The organism is Bradyrhizobium sp. AZCC 1578 (assembly GCF_036924675.1).
Taxonomy (GTDB): Bacteria; Pseudomonadota; Alphaproteobacteria; order Rhizobiales; family Xanthobacteraceae; genus Bradyrhizobium.
In genome coordinates this window covers 3,774,505-3,791,042 of sequence record NZ_JAZHRZ010000001.1, presented here as the reverse complement: position 1 = coordinate 3,791,042, position 16,538 = coordinate 3,774,505, and the positions used below count along the sequence as shown (strand labels likewise).

Here is a 16,538-nt window from a genome sequence, read left to right as displayed (position 1 = left end):
GCTGTCGTCATCAATACACCCGCGCCTTCGGCGGGATGTACTGGACGTCGTTCGTCATCGTGTAGTCGTGCACCGGGCGGTAATCGATCACGGTCTTGCCGTTCGGATCGATCCAGGCCAGCGTGTGCTTCATCCAGTTCTTGTCGTCGCGCTCGGCAAAGTCCTCGCGCGCATGGGCGCCGCGGCTTTCGGTGCGGTTCGCCGCCGAATCCATGGTAACCACCGCCTGCACGATCAGATTATCGAATTCGAGCGTCTCGATCAGGTCGGAATTCCACACCAGCGAGCGGTCGGTGGTCGCGATGTCGCCGATGCCGCCATGCACCTTGTGAATCAGGTTCTGGCCCTCGTGAAGGATTTCGCCGGTGCGGAACACCGCGCAATTGTTCTGCATCACGTGCTGCATGCTGTCCCGCAGCTTCGCAGTCGGCGTGCCGCCGGAGGCATGGCGGTAATGATCGAGCCGTCCGAGTGCCATGTCGGCGGAATCCTTCGGCAGTTCGGGCTGCTTGCCGTTCGGCGTCAGCTTTTCCGCCAGCCGCAGCGCAGCGGCGCGGCCGAACACGACGAGGTCGATCAGCGAGTTGGAGCCGAGCCGGTTGGCGCCGTGCACGGACACGCAGGCTGCTTCGCCGATCGCCATCAGGCCCGGCACCACGGCATTGTCGTCGCCGTCCTTCTTGGTCAGGACTTCGGCGTGATAATTGGTGGGAATGCCGCCCATGTTGTAGTGCACGGTCGGCACGATCGGAATCGGCTCCCGGGTGACGTCGACATTGGCGAAGATCTTCGCCGATTCGGAAATGCCGGGCAGCCGCTCCTGCAGCACCTTCGGATCGAGATGATCGAGGTGCAGATAGATGTGGTCCTTCTTCTTGCCGACGCCGCGGCCTTCGCGGATCTCGATGGTCATCGAGCGCGAGACCACGTCGCGCGAAGCGAGGTCCTTGGCGGAGGGCGCATAGCGTTCCATGAAGCGCTCGCCCTCGGAATTGACGAGATAGCCGCCTTCGCCGCGCGCGCCCTCGGTGACCAGACAGCCGGCACCGTAAATCCCGGTCGGGTGGAACTGGACGAACTCCATGTCCTGCAGCGGCAGGCCGGCGCGCAGCACCATGCCGCCGCCGTCGCCGGTGCAGGTATGCGCCGAAGTGCAGGAGGCGTAGGCGCGGCCATAGCCGCCGGTGGCGAGAATCGTGGTCTGGGCACGGAAGCGGTGCAACGTGCCGTCGTCGAGCTTGAGCGCGATGACGCCGCGGCAGACGCCCTGGTCGTCCATGATCAGGTCGATGGCGAAGAATTCGATGTAGAACTCGGCCGAATGGCGCAGCGCCTGGCCGTACATCGTGTGCAGCATGGCGTGACCGGTGCGGTCGGCGGCGGCGCAAGTGCGCTGCGCCTGGCCCTTGCCGTAGTCCATCGTCATGCCGCCGAACGGACGCTGGTAGATCTTGCCGTCCTCGGTGCGCGAGAACGGCACGCCCCAATGCTCCAGCTCGTAGACGGCTTCCGGCGCGTTGCGCACCATGTATTCGATGGCGTCCTGGTCGCCGAGCCAGTCCGACCCCTTGACGGTGTCGTACATGTGCCAGCGCCAGTCGTCCTGATGCATGTTGCCGAGCGAAGCCGAAATGCCGCCTTGGGCCGCGACCGTATGCGAGCGTGTCGGGAACACTTTTGTAATGCAGGCGGTACGCAGGCCAGCCTCGCTGCAGCCGACCACGGCGCGCAGGCCGGCGCCGCCGGCGCCGACGACCACGACGTCGTAGGTGTGGTCCTCGATCGGATAGGCTTTTCCGTTGCTGGCCGGGCCACTGGCCCTGGTGGCTTTGCCGTTACCTTCGGCGGGCGAACCTTGAGCAGCCATGGGTTACACTCCCGATGACAATTTGACGATCGCGTAGATCGACGCCAAGGCGACCGCGATACAGAAGAAATTATTGGCCATCACGCTCACGAGCTTCACCGTCTCGTTGTGCACATAGTCCTCGATGATGATCTGCATGCCGATTTTCATGTGCCAGGCGCTGGCGATGATGAAGAGGACCAGGATGATGGCGATCGGAAGCGAGCCGAGGATTTGCGCAGCGCCGGCCTGATTGCGGCCGATCAGCATCAGCACGATCACGATGACGGGCACGATCAGCAGCGTCATCGCCACCGCCGTGAGGCGCTGGCGCCAGAAATCGGTGGTGCCGGAATGCGAGGAACCGAGATTGCGGACGCGGCCGAGCGGCGTGCGCATCGAGGAGGGGCGGCTCATGGTCCGCCTCCGACCGTGTAGGCGATGATCCAGACCAGGACGGTCAGCGAAATGCCCGCGATCAGCGCGCCCCAGGTGAGGGCTTCGCGCTCGTTGGCCTTGAAGCCGTAGCCGAGGTCCCAGAAGAAGTAGCGGATACCGCTGACCAGATGGTGGAGCAGCGCCCAAGTGTAGCCGAACACGATCAGCTTGCCGATGATGCTGCCGGTGAAGGCCTGGACGTTGGCGTAGGCTCCGGGGCCGGACGCCGCTGCGATCAGCCACCAGGCCAGCAGTAGCGTACCGAAATAGAGCGCAATCCCGGTGGCGCGGTGGACGACGGAAAGCGCCATCGTCAGGGTGACGCGATAGGTCTGCAAATGGGGCGATAGCGGTCGTTCGATCCTGGCGGTCATTCGGCGGCTTTTTTACGTTGTGTGGACCGCGGCCGGGCCCATCGGGGAACGCGGTAGATGAATTCTATTTACGGAGTCGAGTCAGTCCGCGCAACGATCAAATCGCTCGGAATGGAATCATCGTTCATTGCTATGGAGCTACGAAACGCGACCATTCAGCGGCTTGGTATACCACCGATGCCGATCTGCCTGAAGAATTGAATAAGTATTCTGTTCATTGAGGAGCGCAACGGGCGGGCTCTGGCTCGTAATAGGCGAGCAACCGCACCAGTGGCAGGCGGGCCAGATCGGCTCGGCTTGCCACGATGGCGCGCGCGGTGCCGGCGCCGCCCTTCGCGGCCGTGGCTATTCATCCAGAGCCGACCGGATATGCGGTTTTTGCGGCCGCCGGCGAAGCGCCATTCAGCGCTGTCGGATGGGTCCGCGCGAGAGTGCCTATGTCCAAGCGCGCGCTGGAGATGGCGTTCGGCATTTCCCGCCGCGGCGTATGAGCCCCTGCGTTCGCAGGGACGACATCGAATTACTTGGCGTAGATCTTGGCGTACGTATCCCGCAAAATGTTCTTCTGCACTTTTCCCATGGCGTTGCGCGGCAATTCGTCGACGATGAACACGCGCTTCGGCATCTTGAATTTGGCAAGTCGTCCGTCGAGCGCCTTCAGCACGCCCGCCTCGGTGACGTCTGCGTCCTTGTTGCAGACCAGCACCGCGGTGACGCCTTCGCCGAAATCGGCATGCGGCACGCCGATCACGGCGGATTCGATCACGCCCGGCATGGCGTCGATCTCGCTCTCGATTTCCTTGGGGTAGACGTTGAAGCCGCCTGAAATCACCAGATCCTTGCCGCGGCCCAGGATGTGCACGTAGCCCTTGGCGTCGATCTTGCCGAGATCGCCGGTGATGAAGAAGCCGTCGTCGCGAAATTCGGCTTTTGTCTTCTCCGGCATGCGCCAGTAGCCCTTGAACACGTTGGGCCCTTTCACCTCGATCATGCCGATCTCGTCGCGCGCGAGCTCCTTGCCGGTCTCGGGATCGGTGACGCGGACGGAAACGCCGGGCAGGGGATGGCCGACGGCGCCGGGGACGCGCTCGCCATCATAGGGGTTGGAGGTATTCATGTTGGTTTCGGTCATGCCGTAGCGTTCCAGCACGGCGTGGCCGGTGCGCGCGGCCCATTCGCGATGGGTGTCGGCGAGCAGCGGCGCCGAGCCGGAAATGAACAGCCGCATGTGGCTGGTCGATTCCTTCGACAGCGCCGGGCTCTGCAACAGCCGCGTGTAGAAGGTCGGCACGCCCATCAGCACGGTGGCGCGCGCCATCAGCTTGATGATCATTTCAGGGTCGAATTTCGGCAGGAAGATCATCGAGGCGCGGGCGAACAGGGTCACGTTGCTCGCCACGAACAGGCCGTGGGTGTGATAGATCGGCAGCGCGTGGATCAGCACATCCTTGTCGGTGAAGCGCCAGTAGTCGACCAGGCTGTAGGAGTTCGACGCCAGATTGTCGTGCGTCAGCATCGCGCCCTTCGAGCGGCCGGTGGTGCCTGAGGTGTAGAGAATGGCAGCCAGATCGTCATTGCTGCGGGCGACCGTTGCGAAGGCGGCATCGGCCTTGGCGGCGGCGTCCGTCAGTGATCCCTCGCCGTCGGGCCCAAGCGTTTCGACTTTTGCGTTCACCTTCGCGGCGATCACGCCGATGCCTTCGGCCTTCGAGGGATCGCACACGACCAGCGACGGCTCGGCGTCGGAGATGAAGTAGTCGAGCTCGTTGAGCGTATATGCGGTGTTGAGCGGCAAGTACACCGCGCCGGCGCGTACGGTTGCGAGATAGAGCACCAGCGCCGGGACCGATTTCTCAGTCTGGGCTGCGACACGGTCGCCGGGCTTGACCCCGCGCGAGACCAGCACATTCGCCGTCTGGCCGGCGCGGGCGATCAGCTCGCCATAGCTGATGCGCGTGCCATCGAGCATCTCGATCGCGAGCCGGTTTGGATCGTCGAGCGTGTCGAACAGGCGGGAAAACAGGTTGGCGTTGGCAGTCGTGTTCATGCAAACTTCCCCTAGAGGGCGCTGGCCTGCGAATTTCGCAGGCTGGAATAGCAAGAACGCCCTTCAAAAAGCAACGGAGACAGTTTGCATGACAAATGGCGGGAAACGCGTGGCCTGGGTGACGGGCGGTGGCAGCGGGATTGGCGAGGCCGGCGCCGAGGCGCTGGCAGCCGATGGCTGGACGGTGGTGGTCTCGGGGCGGCGGAAAGATGCCCTCGACAAGGTCGTGGCCAATATCACCCAAAAAGGCGGCAAGGCCGAGGCGATCGCGCTCGATGTCAGCAACAAGGCGGATGTAGACAAGGCGGCGGACCAGATCCTCAGCCGACACGGCCGGATCGACCTCTTGGTCAACAGTGCAGGCATCAACGTGCCCAAGCGAAGCTGGGCCGACATGGAACTGGAGGGCTGGGACAAGGTCGTCGATATCAACCTCAACGGCGTGCTCTACTGCATGCGCGCGGTGCTGCCGGCGATGCGCAAGCAAAAGGACGGCTGCATCATCAACGTCGCGTCCTGGGCCGGCCGTCATGTGTCAAAGATGCCGGGCCCAGCCTACACCACGACAAAACATGCGGTGCTGGCACTAACCCATTCCTTCAACATGGACGAATGCGTCAACGGCCTGCGCGCCTGCTGCCTGTCGCCGGGCGAGGTCGCCACCCCGATCCTGAAATCGCGCCCGGTCGTGCCGTCGGAAGAGGAGCAGGCGAAAATGCTGCAGCCGGAAGATTGCGGCCGCACCATCGCCTTCGTCGCCAGCCTGCCGCCGCGGGTCTGCGTCAACGAGATCCTGATCAGTCCGACGCACAACCGCGGCTTCATCCAGACGCCGAATAGCCGGGATTAAAGCGAACTCTCTCCAATTGTCGTCCCTGCTTTCGCACTAGGGCATGCACACATTTCTGAGGCTCCATCCGGCAGCGACGGCGTGGAAGTATTCCAGGCCGTGTTTGAAGGTAATTGGACCGGGCGGTTTGGATGACGGGTAGCCGTCCCAGCTGCCGAGCCGACCGATGATCCAGGCAGCCCAGGCAAGGCTATCGGATGGATGCGGGTTGCTCAGGCGTATGGTTTTGGCCTCAAGCTGTGCGTTAAGGGCAGTGAGCGCCGCAACTTCATCGGCATTGAAGGCGAGGCTGACGGGTTGCTTGCCGCGGCCATCGCGCGCCTGCAAGAGTTGGACGGTGATGACCGCCGCCTTGGCGGCGATGGCGACCAGCTTGAGGAGACGCTCGGCTGAGCCGATCTGACTGTCTTCGAGTTTGAAGCCTTGCGTCTTGAGGACGCGGAAGAACTGTTCGATCAGCCAGCGCCGCTTGTACCATTCGACGATGCGCCAGGCCTCTTCTTTGCCGGTTACCGGGTGGGTGGTGAGAAGCCGCCAATGAAGGGGCTCGACGCCAGCTTCGGGATTGGGTTCACGGACGTCGACCACATATAGCGGCAAGCTCTTAGGCAGATGGCGCAGGAACTTGGTCTGCGGTCGAGCCAGTTCGATCACACCAAAGCGCAGTTCGAGATTTGCGACACGCTCCGGCCGTTGCACTCGCGCGGGCAGCCAGACGGCACGCCGGTCTGTCACAGCTATGCGCTCAATGGCTGCGTACAAACTGGTGTCGTCCGCGAGCTTGCGATCATGCATGCTGCGGACGATCACATGGAAGTGTTCCTCAGCCGCGCTCGCATAAAGCGCGAAGATGTCGCTCTCGCGATCGCCAATCACGGTGACCATGGCAGCGCCGGCCAGCAACGGCTTGGCTGCAAGGGCGGTGCTGATCCAGCGCTGCGATTCCTTGTCCGACAAGTCGCGCCGGTCGTGTGAGACGGTGCGGCGGCCCTTGCGCGTCCACGCCTGGCCGCTCAACAGGCCAAGGCAGGTGCCGTCGTCGGCATCCACTGCCAGCAGGGGATGGAGTAGCACGCCGTGGACGTTGCCCTTGGCGGTCTCTCCGAGACCGCGGCGGCGCCGCGCCGTGGTATGGAAGTTGATCTCGCTGGTGTCCTGGATCGCCAATACGTGGCGGCCTTCGACCGCTGCGACTGTGCTTTCACTCCAGCTTTCGATGATCTGCTCCGTTGTCACCTTGGGATTGCGCAGGAAGCGGTTGAACCGCACCTCGAGCGCCCGATCGCCCTTCGAAAGTCGCCGCAAACACACATCTTTGCCCGCGACCATGCATTCGAGCAGCGCCGCCCCCCTTTATCAAGGCGGAGATCCCCGAACCGACCCAGCGTCCAATTAATCTGTGACAACATGCCGACACCTCTGCCAAAGCCGAAGTGCCGAAATAGGAATCACACGACTTCCCGATTCTGGAATCCTTGCAGCAGGCCTGAGTCAATCCGCCGCACCTGAACTAGATGTGTGCATGCCCTAGTGCTTTCGCAGGGGCGACGGGGCGTATCACCGCACGGACGACGTCCCCAAAAGTTTCAAGCATCACGATAAATTATTCGCCGAAACCGGCCCAAAAACCTCCCGTAGCTCAGGCCAACGACGACGAAATCAACCGGTCCATCGGCCAGCGTCGTTGTTTTCATCACCGGCGATACCCGCCGGGCACAGCAATCCTCGGGAGAAGATTCCATGTCGAAACGTATTGCACTTCTGTCCGCCGCCGTCTTCAGCGCGCTGGCTTTCACCGCCACCATCACCGCGCCAGTTAGCGCAGAAGAAAAGACCGTGATGGTCGGAGGTGCGGCGATGTTCCCGTCCAAGAACATCATTCAGAACGCCGTCAATTCGAAGGACCACACCACGCTGGTCGCCGCCGTGAAGGCCGCCGGCCTGGTCGCGACGCTGGAAGGCAAGGGTCCGTTCACGGTGTTCGCACCGACCAACACCGCCTTCGGCAAGCTGCCGGTCGGCACGGTCGAGACGCTGGTGAAGCCTGAGAACAAGGCGACCCTGACCAAGATCCTCACCTACCATGTCGTGCCCGGCAAGCTCGCCGCGTCCGACCTGAAGGACGGCATGAAGCTCAAGACTGCCGAAGGCGAACAACTGTCCGTCAAGCTCCAGGACGGCAAGACCTGGATCGTCGACGCCAAGGGCGGAACCTCGATGGTTACGATCTCGAACGTCAATCAGTCGAACGGCGTGATCCATGTGGTTGACACCGTGCTGATGCCGGCGTCCTGAGCTCCCGCGCGTCCCTGAACTGGTCCCAACAGGGGCGTGTGGATTGGCGGGCCGGGGCAACCCGGCTCGCTTTTTCGTGAAAGTCGATACGCGCCATGCATCGTTCTGATAGAATCATGGCAGTAACGAAACCACGGTTCCGGGCGTATATTCGATACGAATTGCAAGCGGGGATGAGCCATGTCGGCCGTAACAGCCAGCGACGAGCACGCCGCGTCAACCAAGGCAAAGGTCATTCAGCCGGCCTGGGTGCGGGCGCTGCATTGGACCAACGCCTTCGCGATGGTCCTGATGATCATGTCGGGATGGCAGATCTATAACGCCTCGCCGTTATTCGGCTTTACGTTTCCCCGTTCGGTCACGCTGGGCGGCTGGCTCGCCGGAGGGCTGCTCTGGCATTTCGCCGCGATGTGGCTGTTGATGGTCAACGGCCTGATCTACCTGGTGATGGGCTTTGTCACCGGCCGCTTCCGCAAGAAGCTGCTGCCGATCACGCCGGAGGGCGTGATTTCAGATACGAAAGCTGCGCTGACTGGTAAGCTGTCGCACGACGACCTCAGCAGATACAATTATGTGCAGAAGTTGCTCTACGCCGGCATCATCGTCGTCGGCATCCTCATTGTGCTGTCGGGACTGGCGCTCTGGAAGCCAGTGCAACTGCAATACCTGGCGGCGTTGTTCGGCGGCTACGAGGGCGCCCGTTACGTCCATTTCTTCTGCATGGCGGCGATCGTCGCCTTCATGGTGGTTCATGTCGCGCTCGCCCTTCTGGTACCGAAGAGCCTGCGCGCCATGATCATCGGCCGCTAGTTCAAGGGAGAGCGACCATGGGCCGCATGCGCAAGCTTCTGATCCCCGGCGTCGACAAGACGCTTCTCGTCAGAGACGCCGTCAAGTCCATGCCGGATCTCACCCGCCGGCGCTTCATCTCGGGCGGCGCCAGCCTCGGCGCGCTGACGCTTCTGACCGGCTGCGATGTGACGGACAGTTTCTCGGCCGAGGAGATGCTGAAGCAGGTCTCGAAATTCAATGACGGCGTGCAAGCATTGATGTTCAATCCCAATGCGATGGCGCCGACGTTCCCGGAAAGCGCAATTACAAAGCCGTTCCCGTTCAACGCCTATTACGACCTCGACGAGGCGCCGGAAGTCGACGGCAAGACCTGGAAACTCGAAGTGCGTGGCCTGGTCGAGAACAAGAAGTCCTGGACGCTGGACGAGCTCTATCAACTGCCGCAGGTCAAGCAAGTGACGCGCCATATCTGCGTTGAAGGCTGGAGCGCGATCGGAAGCTGGACCGGCACGCCGTTGCGCGATTTCCTCAAACTGGTCGGCGCGGATACGCGGGCGAAATATGTCTGGTTCCAGTGCGCCGATAAAGACGGCTACAATTCGCCGCTCGACATGCCGAGCGCACTGCATGCGCAGACCCAGATGACGTTCAAATTCGGTGACGAGATCCTGCCGCGCGCCTATGGTTTCCCGATGAAGATCAGGGTGCCGACCAAGCTCGGTTTCAAGAACCCGAAATACGTGATGTCGATGGAAGTCACCAACGACTACAAGGGCGGCTTCTGGGAAGACCAGGGGTATAATTCGTTTAGCGGGAGTTAGAGACGTTCGGATCAGCCGCGTTTGATGTCGTCCGAAATCGGCGCGAAGCGAACATGTCCCGCAAGTCCGCTTCGGGCCATTGCCGAAGCCGAATTTCCACGAATGGCGACTATTCGACGAAGCCGGCCAGTCTCGGCAGCCACAGACTGATGGCTGGGAAATAAATGCACAGCATCAAGCCGAGCACCTGCAGCGCAACGAACGGATACATGGCCGTAAACACGTCGCTCATGGTGATGCCCGGCGGCGCCGTGCCCTTCATGTAGAACAGCGTCGCCCCGAACGGCGGCGTCATGAATGCGGTCTGCAGATTGACCGCAACCAGCGTGCCGAACCAGGTCATCAGGGCAGCGTTGCTGCCGATGTGGTCGGAGAAGTCGTACTTCAACAGTATCGGCGCGAACACCGGCAGGACGATCAGGCAGATCTCGATCCACTCGAACGGGAAGCCGAGCAGGAAGATCAGAACCATGATGAAGGTGAGCATTTCCCACTTGGTGTCGATGCCGAAATGGGTAAGCGTCGAGATCATCACGTCGTCGCCGCCGAGCACTCGGAACACGTAGGAGAAGCCGGTGGCACCGAGGAAGACCAGGAACACCAGGCCGTTGGCGCGGCAGGAGGAATAGATCGCCTCGTTCATCACCTTGAACGTCAGGCGCCTGTTCAGCACGGCGATGAACATGGAGCCGAGCACGCCGACAGCACCGCTCTCCGTGGGTGTGGCCCAGCCGGCGAAGATCGAGCCGAGCACGATCACCAGCAGCGCCGTCATGGGGAACAGCCCCCGCCAGACGGCGTACCAGAACGCACGGCGGGTCTGCGGCCCGTAGCCGGGCGGCAGCTTGGGCGCGGCGCCCGGCCTGAAGATGGCGACCAGCAATACATAGACGAGGTAGAGGCCAGAGAGCAGGAAGCCTGGCATGATTGCGGCGAGAAACAAATTGCCTGCCGAGATCGCCAGCATATCCGCCATTACCACCAGCATGATCGCCGGCGGAATCAGGATGCCGAGCGTTCCGGCCGAGGCGATGGTGCCAATGGCAAGCCGCTTGTCGTAACCCGCGGCCAGCATCTGCGGCAGGGCGATCACCGACAGCGTGATGACAGCCGCGCCGACCACGCCAATCGGCGCCGCCAGGATCGTGCCCATCACCATCACGGAGACCGCCAGCGCGCCTGGGCACCGCTTGAGCAGGACCTCGGCTGCGTCCAGCATGTCCTTCGCGGAGCCCGATCGCTCGAGGATTGCGCCCATGAAGATGAACATGGGGACCGACGCCAGGACCGGATCGTTGGCGACCCCGCCCCACATGCGCAGTACGATATCGGATAAGCCCATCAGGTTGAACGTGCCGAGCCAAGCGCCCAGGACAGCAAAGACGAGCGCCAGCCCGCCCATGATGAAGGCGACCGGGTAGCCGATGAAAATGAAGAAAAACATCGACACGAACATGATCAGAGCGAGATTGTCGGCCAGCCAGTCGAGCACGTTGGAGTCCTCCGTTGGACTAGACGTCCGTAATCACGTGTCCGATTTGCAGATTGACCTCCCGCTCCGACTTTTCACCGAACAGGAAGACGATCACGCGGAGCAGTACACTGAGGATGCCGAGCACCACCATCCACAGGCCGGCAGCGTAGACGCCCTTGATGATCCATCGGTGGGTCAACCCGACCGTGCTGTCGGATTGCTCGCCGAGCCGATAGGACTGCGTAACGAAATCTAGGCTGTAGTAGGCGACCAGCGCCATGTAGGGCAGCGCCAACACAAGGCAGCCGGCGAGTTCGATCCATGCCCTGTTGCGATACGACATCTTGTCGGTGAACGTGTCGACCCGGGGATGCGCGTTGATCGTGTAGCAGTAGCCCATCCAGAGCGAGAAGATCGCGGCGTGGAAGTGCCATTCCAGCTCTTGCAGCTTGGTGTACGGCAGCTGCAAGCCAAACTTCCGCGCGACGACATCGAACGTGGTCACGCACGCCATGATGACCAGCAGCCAACCGGACGCCAGGGCAACAAACTCGAGCGCCCGCCGTATGTTCTCGGACAGCTTCAGCAATGCAGTCATCGCGACAAAGTCCTGCTGTGGCGCATCCCGCGGCAGCGCGCCGTGCGCAACCGGCAGATCTCATCACCGGCCGGCGAGGCAAACCTCCCCGGCGGGAGCCGGCGCAGCCGCGCGCTGCACCGGCTGCCTCCGCTCAATCCTTCAGGTAGGTGGCTTTCATCGTCTGCGAGTCGCCCCAAACCTTGAACTTCTTGCGGTAGTCCAGGTAGTGGTCGGCGACCTTCTTGAAAAGCGGGTCCTTGGCCGATTCCTCCGCCAGCACTTCCAGCCAGGCCTTCTCCAGCGTGGCCAGGTCCTGGTCGCTCCAGCGCTTGACCTGAACATTATACTTGTCGCGCATCTCGGCCATCGCCGCGAACTGGGCGTGGTCGCTCTCGGCGTAGTTGCGCATGATGTTTTCGCCGAGGGCGATCTCGATGATCGCCTTGTTCTGATCCGACAGCGCATCCCACGCCGCCTTGTTCATCAGAAGCTCGCCCACCGAGACCTGCTGGTGCCAGCCCGGGAAATAGTTGAACTTGGCGATCTGATGGAAGCCCAACTTGGTGTCCATCGTCGGCATTGAGAACTCGGTCGCCTCGATCACGCCGCGCTCCAGCGCAGGATAGATGTCAGCCGCTGCCAACAACTGAGTGGAGACGCCGAGCTTCTGCATCACCTGTGCGCCAAGGCCGAAGAACCGCATCTTCAGCCCCTTCAACTCCTCGACCGACTTGATCTCTCTGCGGAACCAGCCGGAGGTCTCGGGTGCGATGGCGCTGGAGTCGATCGCAATCAGGCCGTGCTTGGCGTAGATCTCATCGCGCAACTGGTTGCCGCCGCCGAACCACTTCCAGCCAAAGAACTCGCCGACGGGCGGACCGAACGGCACGGTGGTGAAGAAGGCGAGCGCGGGGTACTTGCCCGTGTGGTAGCCCGGCGTCGTCCAGCACGCTTCGATCGAGCCCTTCGATACCGCGTCGAAGCACTCCAGCGGCGGGATCAGCGCGCCGGGCTCGTAGAACTTGATCTCCAATTTTCCGCCCGACAACCGTTCGACATTCTTCGAGAAGCGCACGCCCGGGGGCCCCAGGTGTGGCAGTTGGCTGCCAAACGCGCTCTGCATCTTCCAGCGGACTTTTTCCTGCGCGTTTGCATCTGTAGACACCGCGGTGAGCGCCAAGGCGGATAGCCCCGCGAGTCCCATTAACAGTGTGGATTTCATCATGTTGCAGCTCCTCCCTTCGTTGCGCGCAATGCCCACTCCCGCAGCCCACACGGCCGCAATGGTTGCTCGACGGTACGTTCGTTAAGGTGGTTGCGTGCCGCTCCCTCGTCGCAGTCAAAGCAAGCATTTCGCGTGCCCGTGCGGCACGGCGAGTGCTCGATACCGGCACAAAAGGACTGTCGGTTCTATTGAGAGTGCGATGCCTGCCGACGGCATTCCCCGCTGCCAATTCGCCTCGAACGAAGACGTCGGCACGTCCCGTCTCGAAGAGCAGCTCTAAACAAGACTACACGATCCCACGCCCATCCAAAAGAGCTCACATTGGCCAGGGTGCCGCACAAACAACTAGTACAAGCCAGTGCCCCGATGTCCGACTCGGGTCCAAAAGCAGCCGCGAAGAGAGCGCGGACCGATCTTCGCTCTGCCGCAGACAACCGATGCGACGACAGGCTGGTTTCGGCCAAAGGCCCAATCCAAACTGGAGCCGAGAACGACTACGCGGCTGCCATGCCCATTCGTCGGCAGAAGCAGGATGGCTCGATCGGAATCTCCGCCAGCGCCTGCGCGAGGTCGCGCCCTTGAGGCGCGCAGGCCTTTGTCACTTCAGATCGCCCTTAGTGCGCCCTCAGCGCGTGACCTCAGGACGATCCAGCCTCTTGATGCAGCTCGCCACCCCGCATCAAGCGGCGGGCGATGTCGGCTGTCTGCAGAGAGGCGCGTTCTGTCGGTGAATGGGCCGCCAGATAGCGGGCAACCGCGATCAGGATGTGTCGGCCCTCGTTCGTGTCACCCCACGCGCCGAACTGCCGGACTCCGGCCTCCAGCATCTGATACGCATGGAAGCCTGCATCTTCTCGCAGCACCGCATGCGCGAGCGTAGCGATCAGCGCCTGCGGCGAATGGCCGAGCGTGAGATGCCGTGCCACCAGGCGTGCGGCGAGATCGACCTGTCTCTGCCGGTCGAAGGCATCGAGCAAGGCGGCGCTGATCGTCTCTGGATCCGCGGGCAGATCATCGAGCTGCTCGCCGCCGTCGCCCGGGATGCGCGCCGGCGGCACATTGAGATAGCGAGCAAGGTAGAGTGCCATCGCCCCGTGCAATACGCCGCGCGCGGCCGTGACGTGAGTGTCGATGTTGGCAGTCCCGATGCGGATCAGCATCTGGTGGACTGCGTTGGCGTAGGTGAAAACGTGATGCGCCGTCTCCCAGTCGGCGTGCTCGTTGGCATTGCCGAAGCGCGCCACCCGGAGCGCTGCCGCGTAGGCGAGGGATTGGCCAAGGTCAGCAGGAGCGGCACCGGCGCGGATCGCCCCCTTGAGCGCGTCAACGATCCTGGCCGGATCGTCACCGAGCAGCTCTTGAGCCAGTGCGGCGTGGCCCGACCAGTCGCGCGAGCCGCGTCCGGCAGCGAACAGGTCCGCGAGTTCGCTGGTTGATTTCTCACACAACGCAACAAGGTCAACGGGCTGGCGCCAGGCAGTCGATTCCTCGGCGCCACGGGCCGCTACCATCTGACCGACGACAGTCGGCAGCAGAGCTGCCGCGTGTTGCCAACCGATCAGGTCGAGGCACTCAAATGCCTTGTTGATGAAGTCGAGCGAGTGCCCAGTGTCGGCGAAAGCCCGCTCGGTCTCGGCGGTGAACAGAACATCGGCGAGTTCAGCCGGGGAGAAGCCGGCAGCAATCGCCGTGAGCAGGGTGCGCTCGGCCGCCTCGCGATGGCGCACGTTTGTCCAACGCCGCAGCCAGCGTTTGAGCGCGGCCGGATCTGGTCGGCTTCCAAGCGGCGCGCGTTCCCGCCGCGGCGCCTCGCCGTCGCAGTCCGCCGCCACGCGGCGCGCGCCGTGGAATAGAGCGAGATAGGCTTCATCCTCCGGCAGCAAAGGCAGGATATTGGCGAGTGCCGTAAGGATCGTAAGACCGACGCTCCATCCGTCGCGATTTTGCGCCCCGAACAGCGCCACCTCCCGTACGATTTCGGTCTGCGGTACGCCGGCCGCGAGCTGACCATGTATGGCCTTGGCAATGACGAGGCCGAGGTCGTGGGCGAGGCCGTTCGCAAGCCGCTGATGCCAGTGCGCGGCGAGATCGGCATGCGTGAACGTGGTCTTCACCCAGACGTCACCATTGCGCACCTCGACCGGGCAGATCGGCACGTCGTCCGCCCACAGGTCGAAGGTGCAGCCGCTTTCGAGATCGAAGCGCGCGTGGTGCCAGTGACAGGTCAGGATACCGTCCTCGACGCTGCCGCGATCGAGCGGGAAGCCCATATGCGGGCACCGATTGTCGAGGGCGAAGGCACGTCCGCGGTCGTAGATGACAAGGATCGGACGATGGTCACCGCGCACAACGAGCCGCCCCTTGAGCTTCAGCTCCTCAAGGCTGCCCGCCAGCGCAAATTCCTTGCTCGGCGCGTCCATGAGCATACCTCCCATTGTCGCTTTGGGGGCGCTGCAGGTACTCCGCAACATAGGCATCCTCTCGCGCAAAGGCGAGAGGATGCGGTGGTGTTGGGGCTGCGCGAAAGTAACCGCACTGGATCACGCCGCTGCCGTTCTGAGCGTTACCTCAACGCGCACTGAAGGTGAGGCCGGCGCGCTCCGTCAGACGCTTGCGCAACGCCGGACCCATCAGCGCGCCCGGCGTCCATATGCCGCCCTCGCCCTGCACGTCGCGCACGAGGCAGAGAGCGCTCTCGGCGATCATCTTGCTGGTCGAGCCGTAGCCCGGATCGCGGTCGCCCTTGACGACCGTCTCGACCCGTCTGCCATCTGGCAACTCGCCCAGGAAAAGGATGTCGTAGAAGCCCTTCTCGCGCTCTTCCCGGGACGGGCCTGCGCCGGGTTTGAGACCGCCGGTCCTGAACAAGGAAAACACCGTGGCAAACGTCTCCGTCGTCACGCCGGCGATTTCCCCCAGTCCAGGCGCGACCATCATCTCGTCGTAGACGAAATCCCTGCCGTAGAGATGACCCAACAGGAAATTCGTGCGGTGCACGTTCTTGGTGTTGACCGGCGCCATGGGGAACGGCACGAGCCATGCGTTCATGTGTGGATCGTATTCGGGGATGAGGCCCGACGGCTGAGACGGCCCGGTGAACCCCGGCGTCAACGCGAAGGGGTCCGTCAGCAGCCCGATCAGGGCCGGGTCGCGCGCGGCGGCGGCCAATGTCGCCTGGGCGCTCGCCGCGGTACCGCCAGACATGCCGCCTTTTACCTTGCGCAGGCGGGCTTTGACCCGCCGCGCCGGGCGTCCGAATTTCTCGCGCGCCTTCTCCTGCACCGTGAGCACGCCGAGGTCGAACGGGATGGAATCGAAGCCGCAGGAGAAGACGATGCGCGCGCCGGTCCGTTTCGCCTCTTCGTGATAGGCGTCGATCATGCGCCGCATCCAAACCGGTTCGCCGCAGAGATCGACATAGGCCGTTCCCGCGGCTGCGCAGGCCGCCACCAGCCCGGGACCGTGGAGCTGATAGGGCCCGACGGTCGTGATGATCACGGCCGCACGCTCGCACATCGAACGCAGGCTCGCCGGCTCGTCGGCATCCGCCTTGAGCAGTGGCAAATCATCCGGTGCGCCGATGTCGACACGCACCTTCTGGAGCTTGTCGGTCGAGCGTCCCGCGATCGCCCAGGATGGAGCATCGTCGCCGCGATAGGACGTCGCCAGATATTCGGCGATGAGACGGCCGGTGTAACCCGTCGCACCATAGACGATGAGGTCGAAGTCCCGCTTCACGACGTTGGTCCTCCTCGAGTTCCCGCTGTCGAGCAGACACCTTACCATCAGGCGACGT

General features: G+C 62.9%; 14 protein-coding genes. 4 read left to right on the top strand and 10 right to left on the bottom strand.

Going from position 1 to position 16,538, the window contains the following annotated elements:
• Nucleotides 1–10: 10 nt before the first annotated feature.
• From sdhA to V1290_RS18005, 4 genes are all read right to left on the bottom strand, one after another.
• Nucleotides 11–1,867 (bottom strand): succinate dehydrogenase flavoprotein subunit, encoded by a 1,857-nt coding sequence (sdhA, locus tag V1290_RS18020; RefSeq protein ID WP_334365648.1) that lies wholly within the window; start codon nucleotides 1,865–1,867, stop codon nucleotides 11–13.
• Between the two features lie 3 nt (nucleotides 1,868–1,870).
• Nucleotides 1,871–2,245, bottom strand: coding sequence for a succinate dehydrogenase, hydrophobic membrane anchor protein (gene sdhD / locus V1290_RS18015; RefSeq protein ID WP_334369080.1), 375 nt, complete (start codon nucleotides 2,243–2,245; stop codon nucleotides 1,871–1,873).
• Between the two features lie 14 nt (nucleotides 2,246–2,259).
• Nucleotides 2,260–2,658: a succinate dehydrogenase, cytochrome b556 subunit gene (gene sdhC / locus V1290_RS18010; RefSeq protein WP_334365647.1), complete on the bottom strand. Its 399-nt coding sequence runs from the start codon at nucleotides 2,656–2,658 to the stop codon at nucleotides 2,260–2,262.
• Between the two features lie 520 nt (nucleotides 2,659–3,178).
• Nucleotides 3,179–4,705 (bottom strand): malonate--CoA ligase, encoded by a 1,527-nt coding sequence (locus V1290_RS18005; RefSeq protein WP_334365646.1) that lies wholly within the window; start codon nucleotides 4,703–4,705, stop codon nucleotides 3,179–3,181.
• A gap of 88 nt (nucleotides 4,706–4,793) precedes the next feature.
• On the opposite strand from V1290_RS18005, the gene V1290_RS18000 reads away from it, so the two are divergent.
• Nucleotides 4,794–5,555, top strand: coding sequence for an SDR family oxidoreductase (locus V1290_RS18000; RefSeq protein ID WP_334365645.1), 762 nt, complete (start codon nucleotides 4,794–4,796; stop codon nucleotides 5,553–5,555).
• A 36-nt stretch (nucleotides 5,556–5,591) separates the two neighbouring features.
• On the opposite strand, the gene V1290_RS17995 is transcribed toward V1290_RS18000, so the two are convergent.
• Nucleotides 5,592–6,866 carry an IS4 family transposase gene (locus tag V1290_RS17995; RefSeq protein WP_334369079.1) on the bottom strand — a complete coding sequence of 425 codons (1,275 nt, stop codon included), beginning with the start codon at nucleotides 6,864–6,866 and terminating at the stop codon, nucleotides 5,592–5,594.
• Nucleotides 6,867–7,295: 429 nt separating this feature from the next.
• Between V1290_RS17995 and V1290_RS17990 the strand changes: the two genes are divergently transcribed.
• From V1290_RS17990 to V1290_RS17980, 3 genes are all read left to right on the top strand, one after another.
• Nucleotides 7,296–7,850 carry a fasciclin domain-containing protein gene (locus V1290_RS17990; RefSeq protein WP_334365643.1) on the top strand — a complete coding sequence of 185 codons (555 nt, stop codon included), beginning with the start codon at nucleotides 7,296–7,298 and terminating at the stop codon, nucleotides 7,848–7,850.
• A 180-nt stretch (nucleotides 7,851–8,030) separates the two neighbouring features.
• Nucleotides 8,031–8,660, top strand: coding sequence for a cytochrome b/b6 domain-containing protein (locus V1290_RS17985; RefSeq protein WP_334365642.1), 630 nt, complete (start codon nucleotides 8,031–8,033; stop codon nucleotides 8,658–8,660).
• A 17-nt stretch (nucleotides 8,661–8,677) separates the two neighbouring features.
• Nucleotides 8,678–9,463, top strand: a complete 786-nt coding sequence (locus tag V1290_RS17980; protein WP_334365641.1) for a molybdopterin-dependent oxidoreductase — start codon at nucleotides 8,678–8,680, stop codon at nucleotides 9,461–9,463.
• A gap of 109 nt (nucleotides 9,464–9,572) precedes the next feature.
• On the opposite strand, the gene V1290_RS17975 is transcribed toward V1290_RS17980, so the two are convergent.
• From V1290_RS17975 to V1290_RS17955, 5 genes are all read right to left on the bottom strand, one after another.
• A complete protein-coding gene (locus V1290_RS17975; protein WP_334365640.1) occupies nucleotides 9,573–10,955 on the bottom strand; it encodes a TRAP transporter large permease in 1,383 nt (460 codons plus the stop codon).
• A gap of 19 nt (nucleotides 10,956–10,974) precedes the next feature.
• Complete coding sequence (locus V1290_RS17970; RefSeq protein WP_334365639.1) at nucleotides 10,975–11,535, bottom strand: TRAP transporter small permease subunit; 561 nt, start codon at nucleotides 11,533–11,535, stop codon at nucleotides 10,975–10,977.
• 133 nt (nucleotides 11,536–11,668) lie between these two features.
• The gene (locus V1290_RS17965; RefSeq protein ID WP_334365638.1) at nucleotides 11,669–12,742 is read right to left on the bottom strand and encodes a TRAP transporter substrate-binding protein; all 1,074 of its coding nucleotides are present in this window, start codon (nucleotides 12,740–12,742) and stop codon (nucleotides 11,669–11,671) included.
• Nucleotides 12,743–13,380: 638 nt separating this feature from the next.
• A complete protein-coding gene (locus tag V1290_RS17960; RefSeq protein WP_334365637.1) occupies nucleotides 13,381–15,162 on the bottom strand; it encodes a Rieske (2Fe-2S) protein in 1,782 nt (593 codons plus the stop codon).
• A 148-nt stretch (nucleotides 15,163–15,310) separates the two neighbouring features.
• Nucleotides 15,311–16,480, bottom strand: a complete 1,170-nt coding sequence (locus tag V1290_RS17955; RefSeq protein ID WP_334365636.1) for a saccharopine dehydrogenase family protein — start codon at nucleotides 16,478–16,480, stop codon at nucleotides 15,311–15,313.
• Between the last annotated feature and the right edge of the window lie 58 nt (nucleotides 16,481–16,538).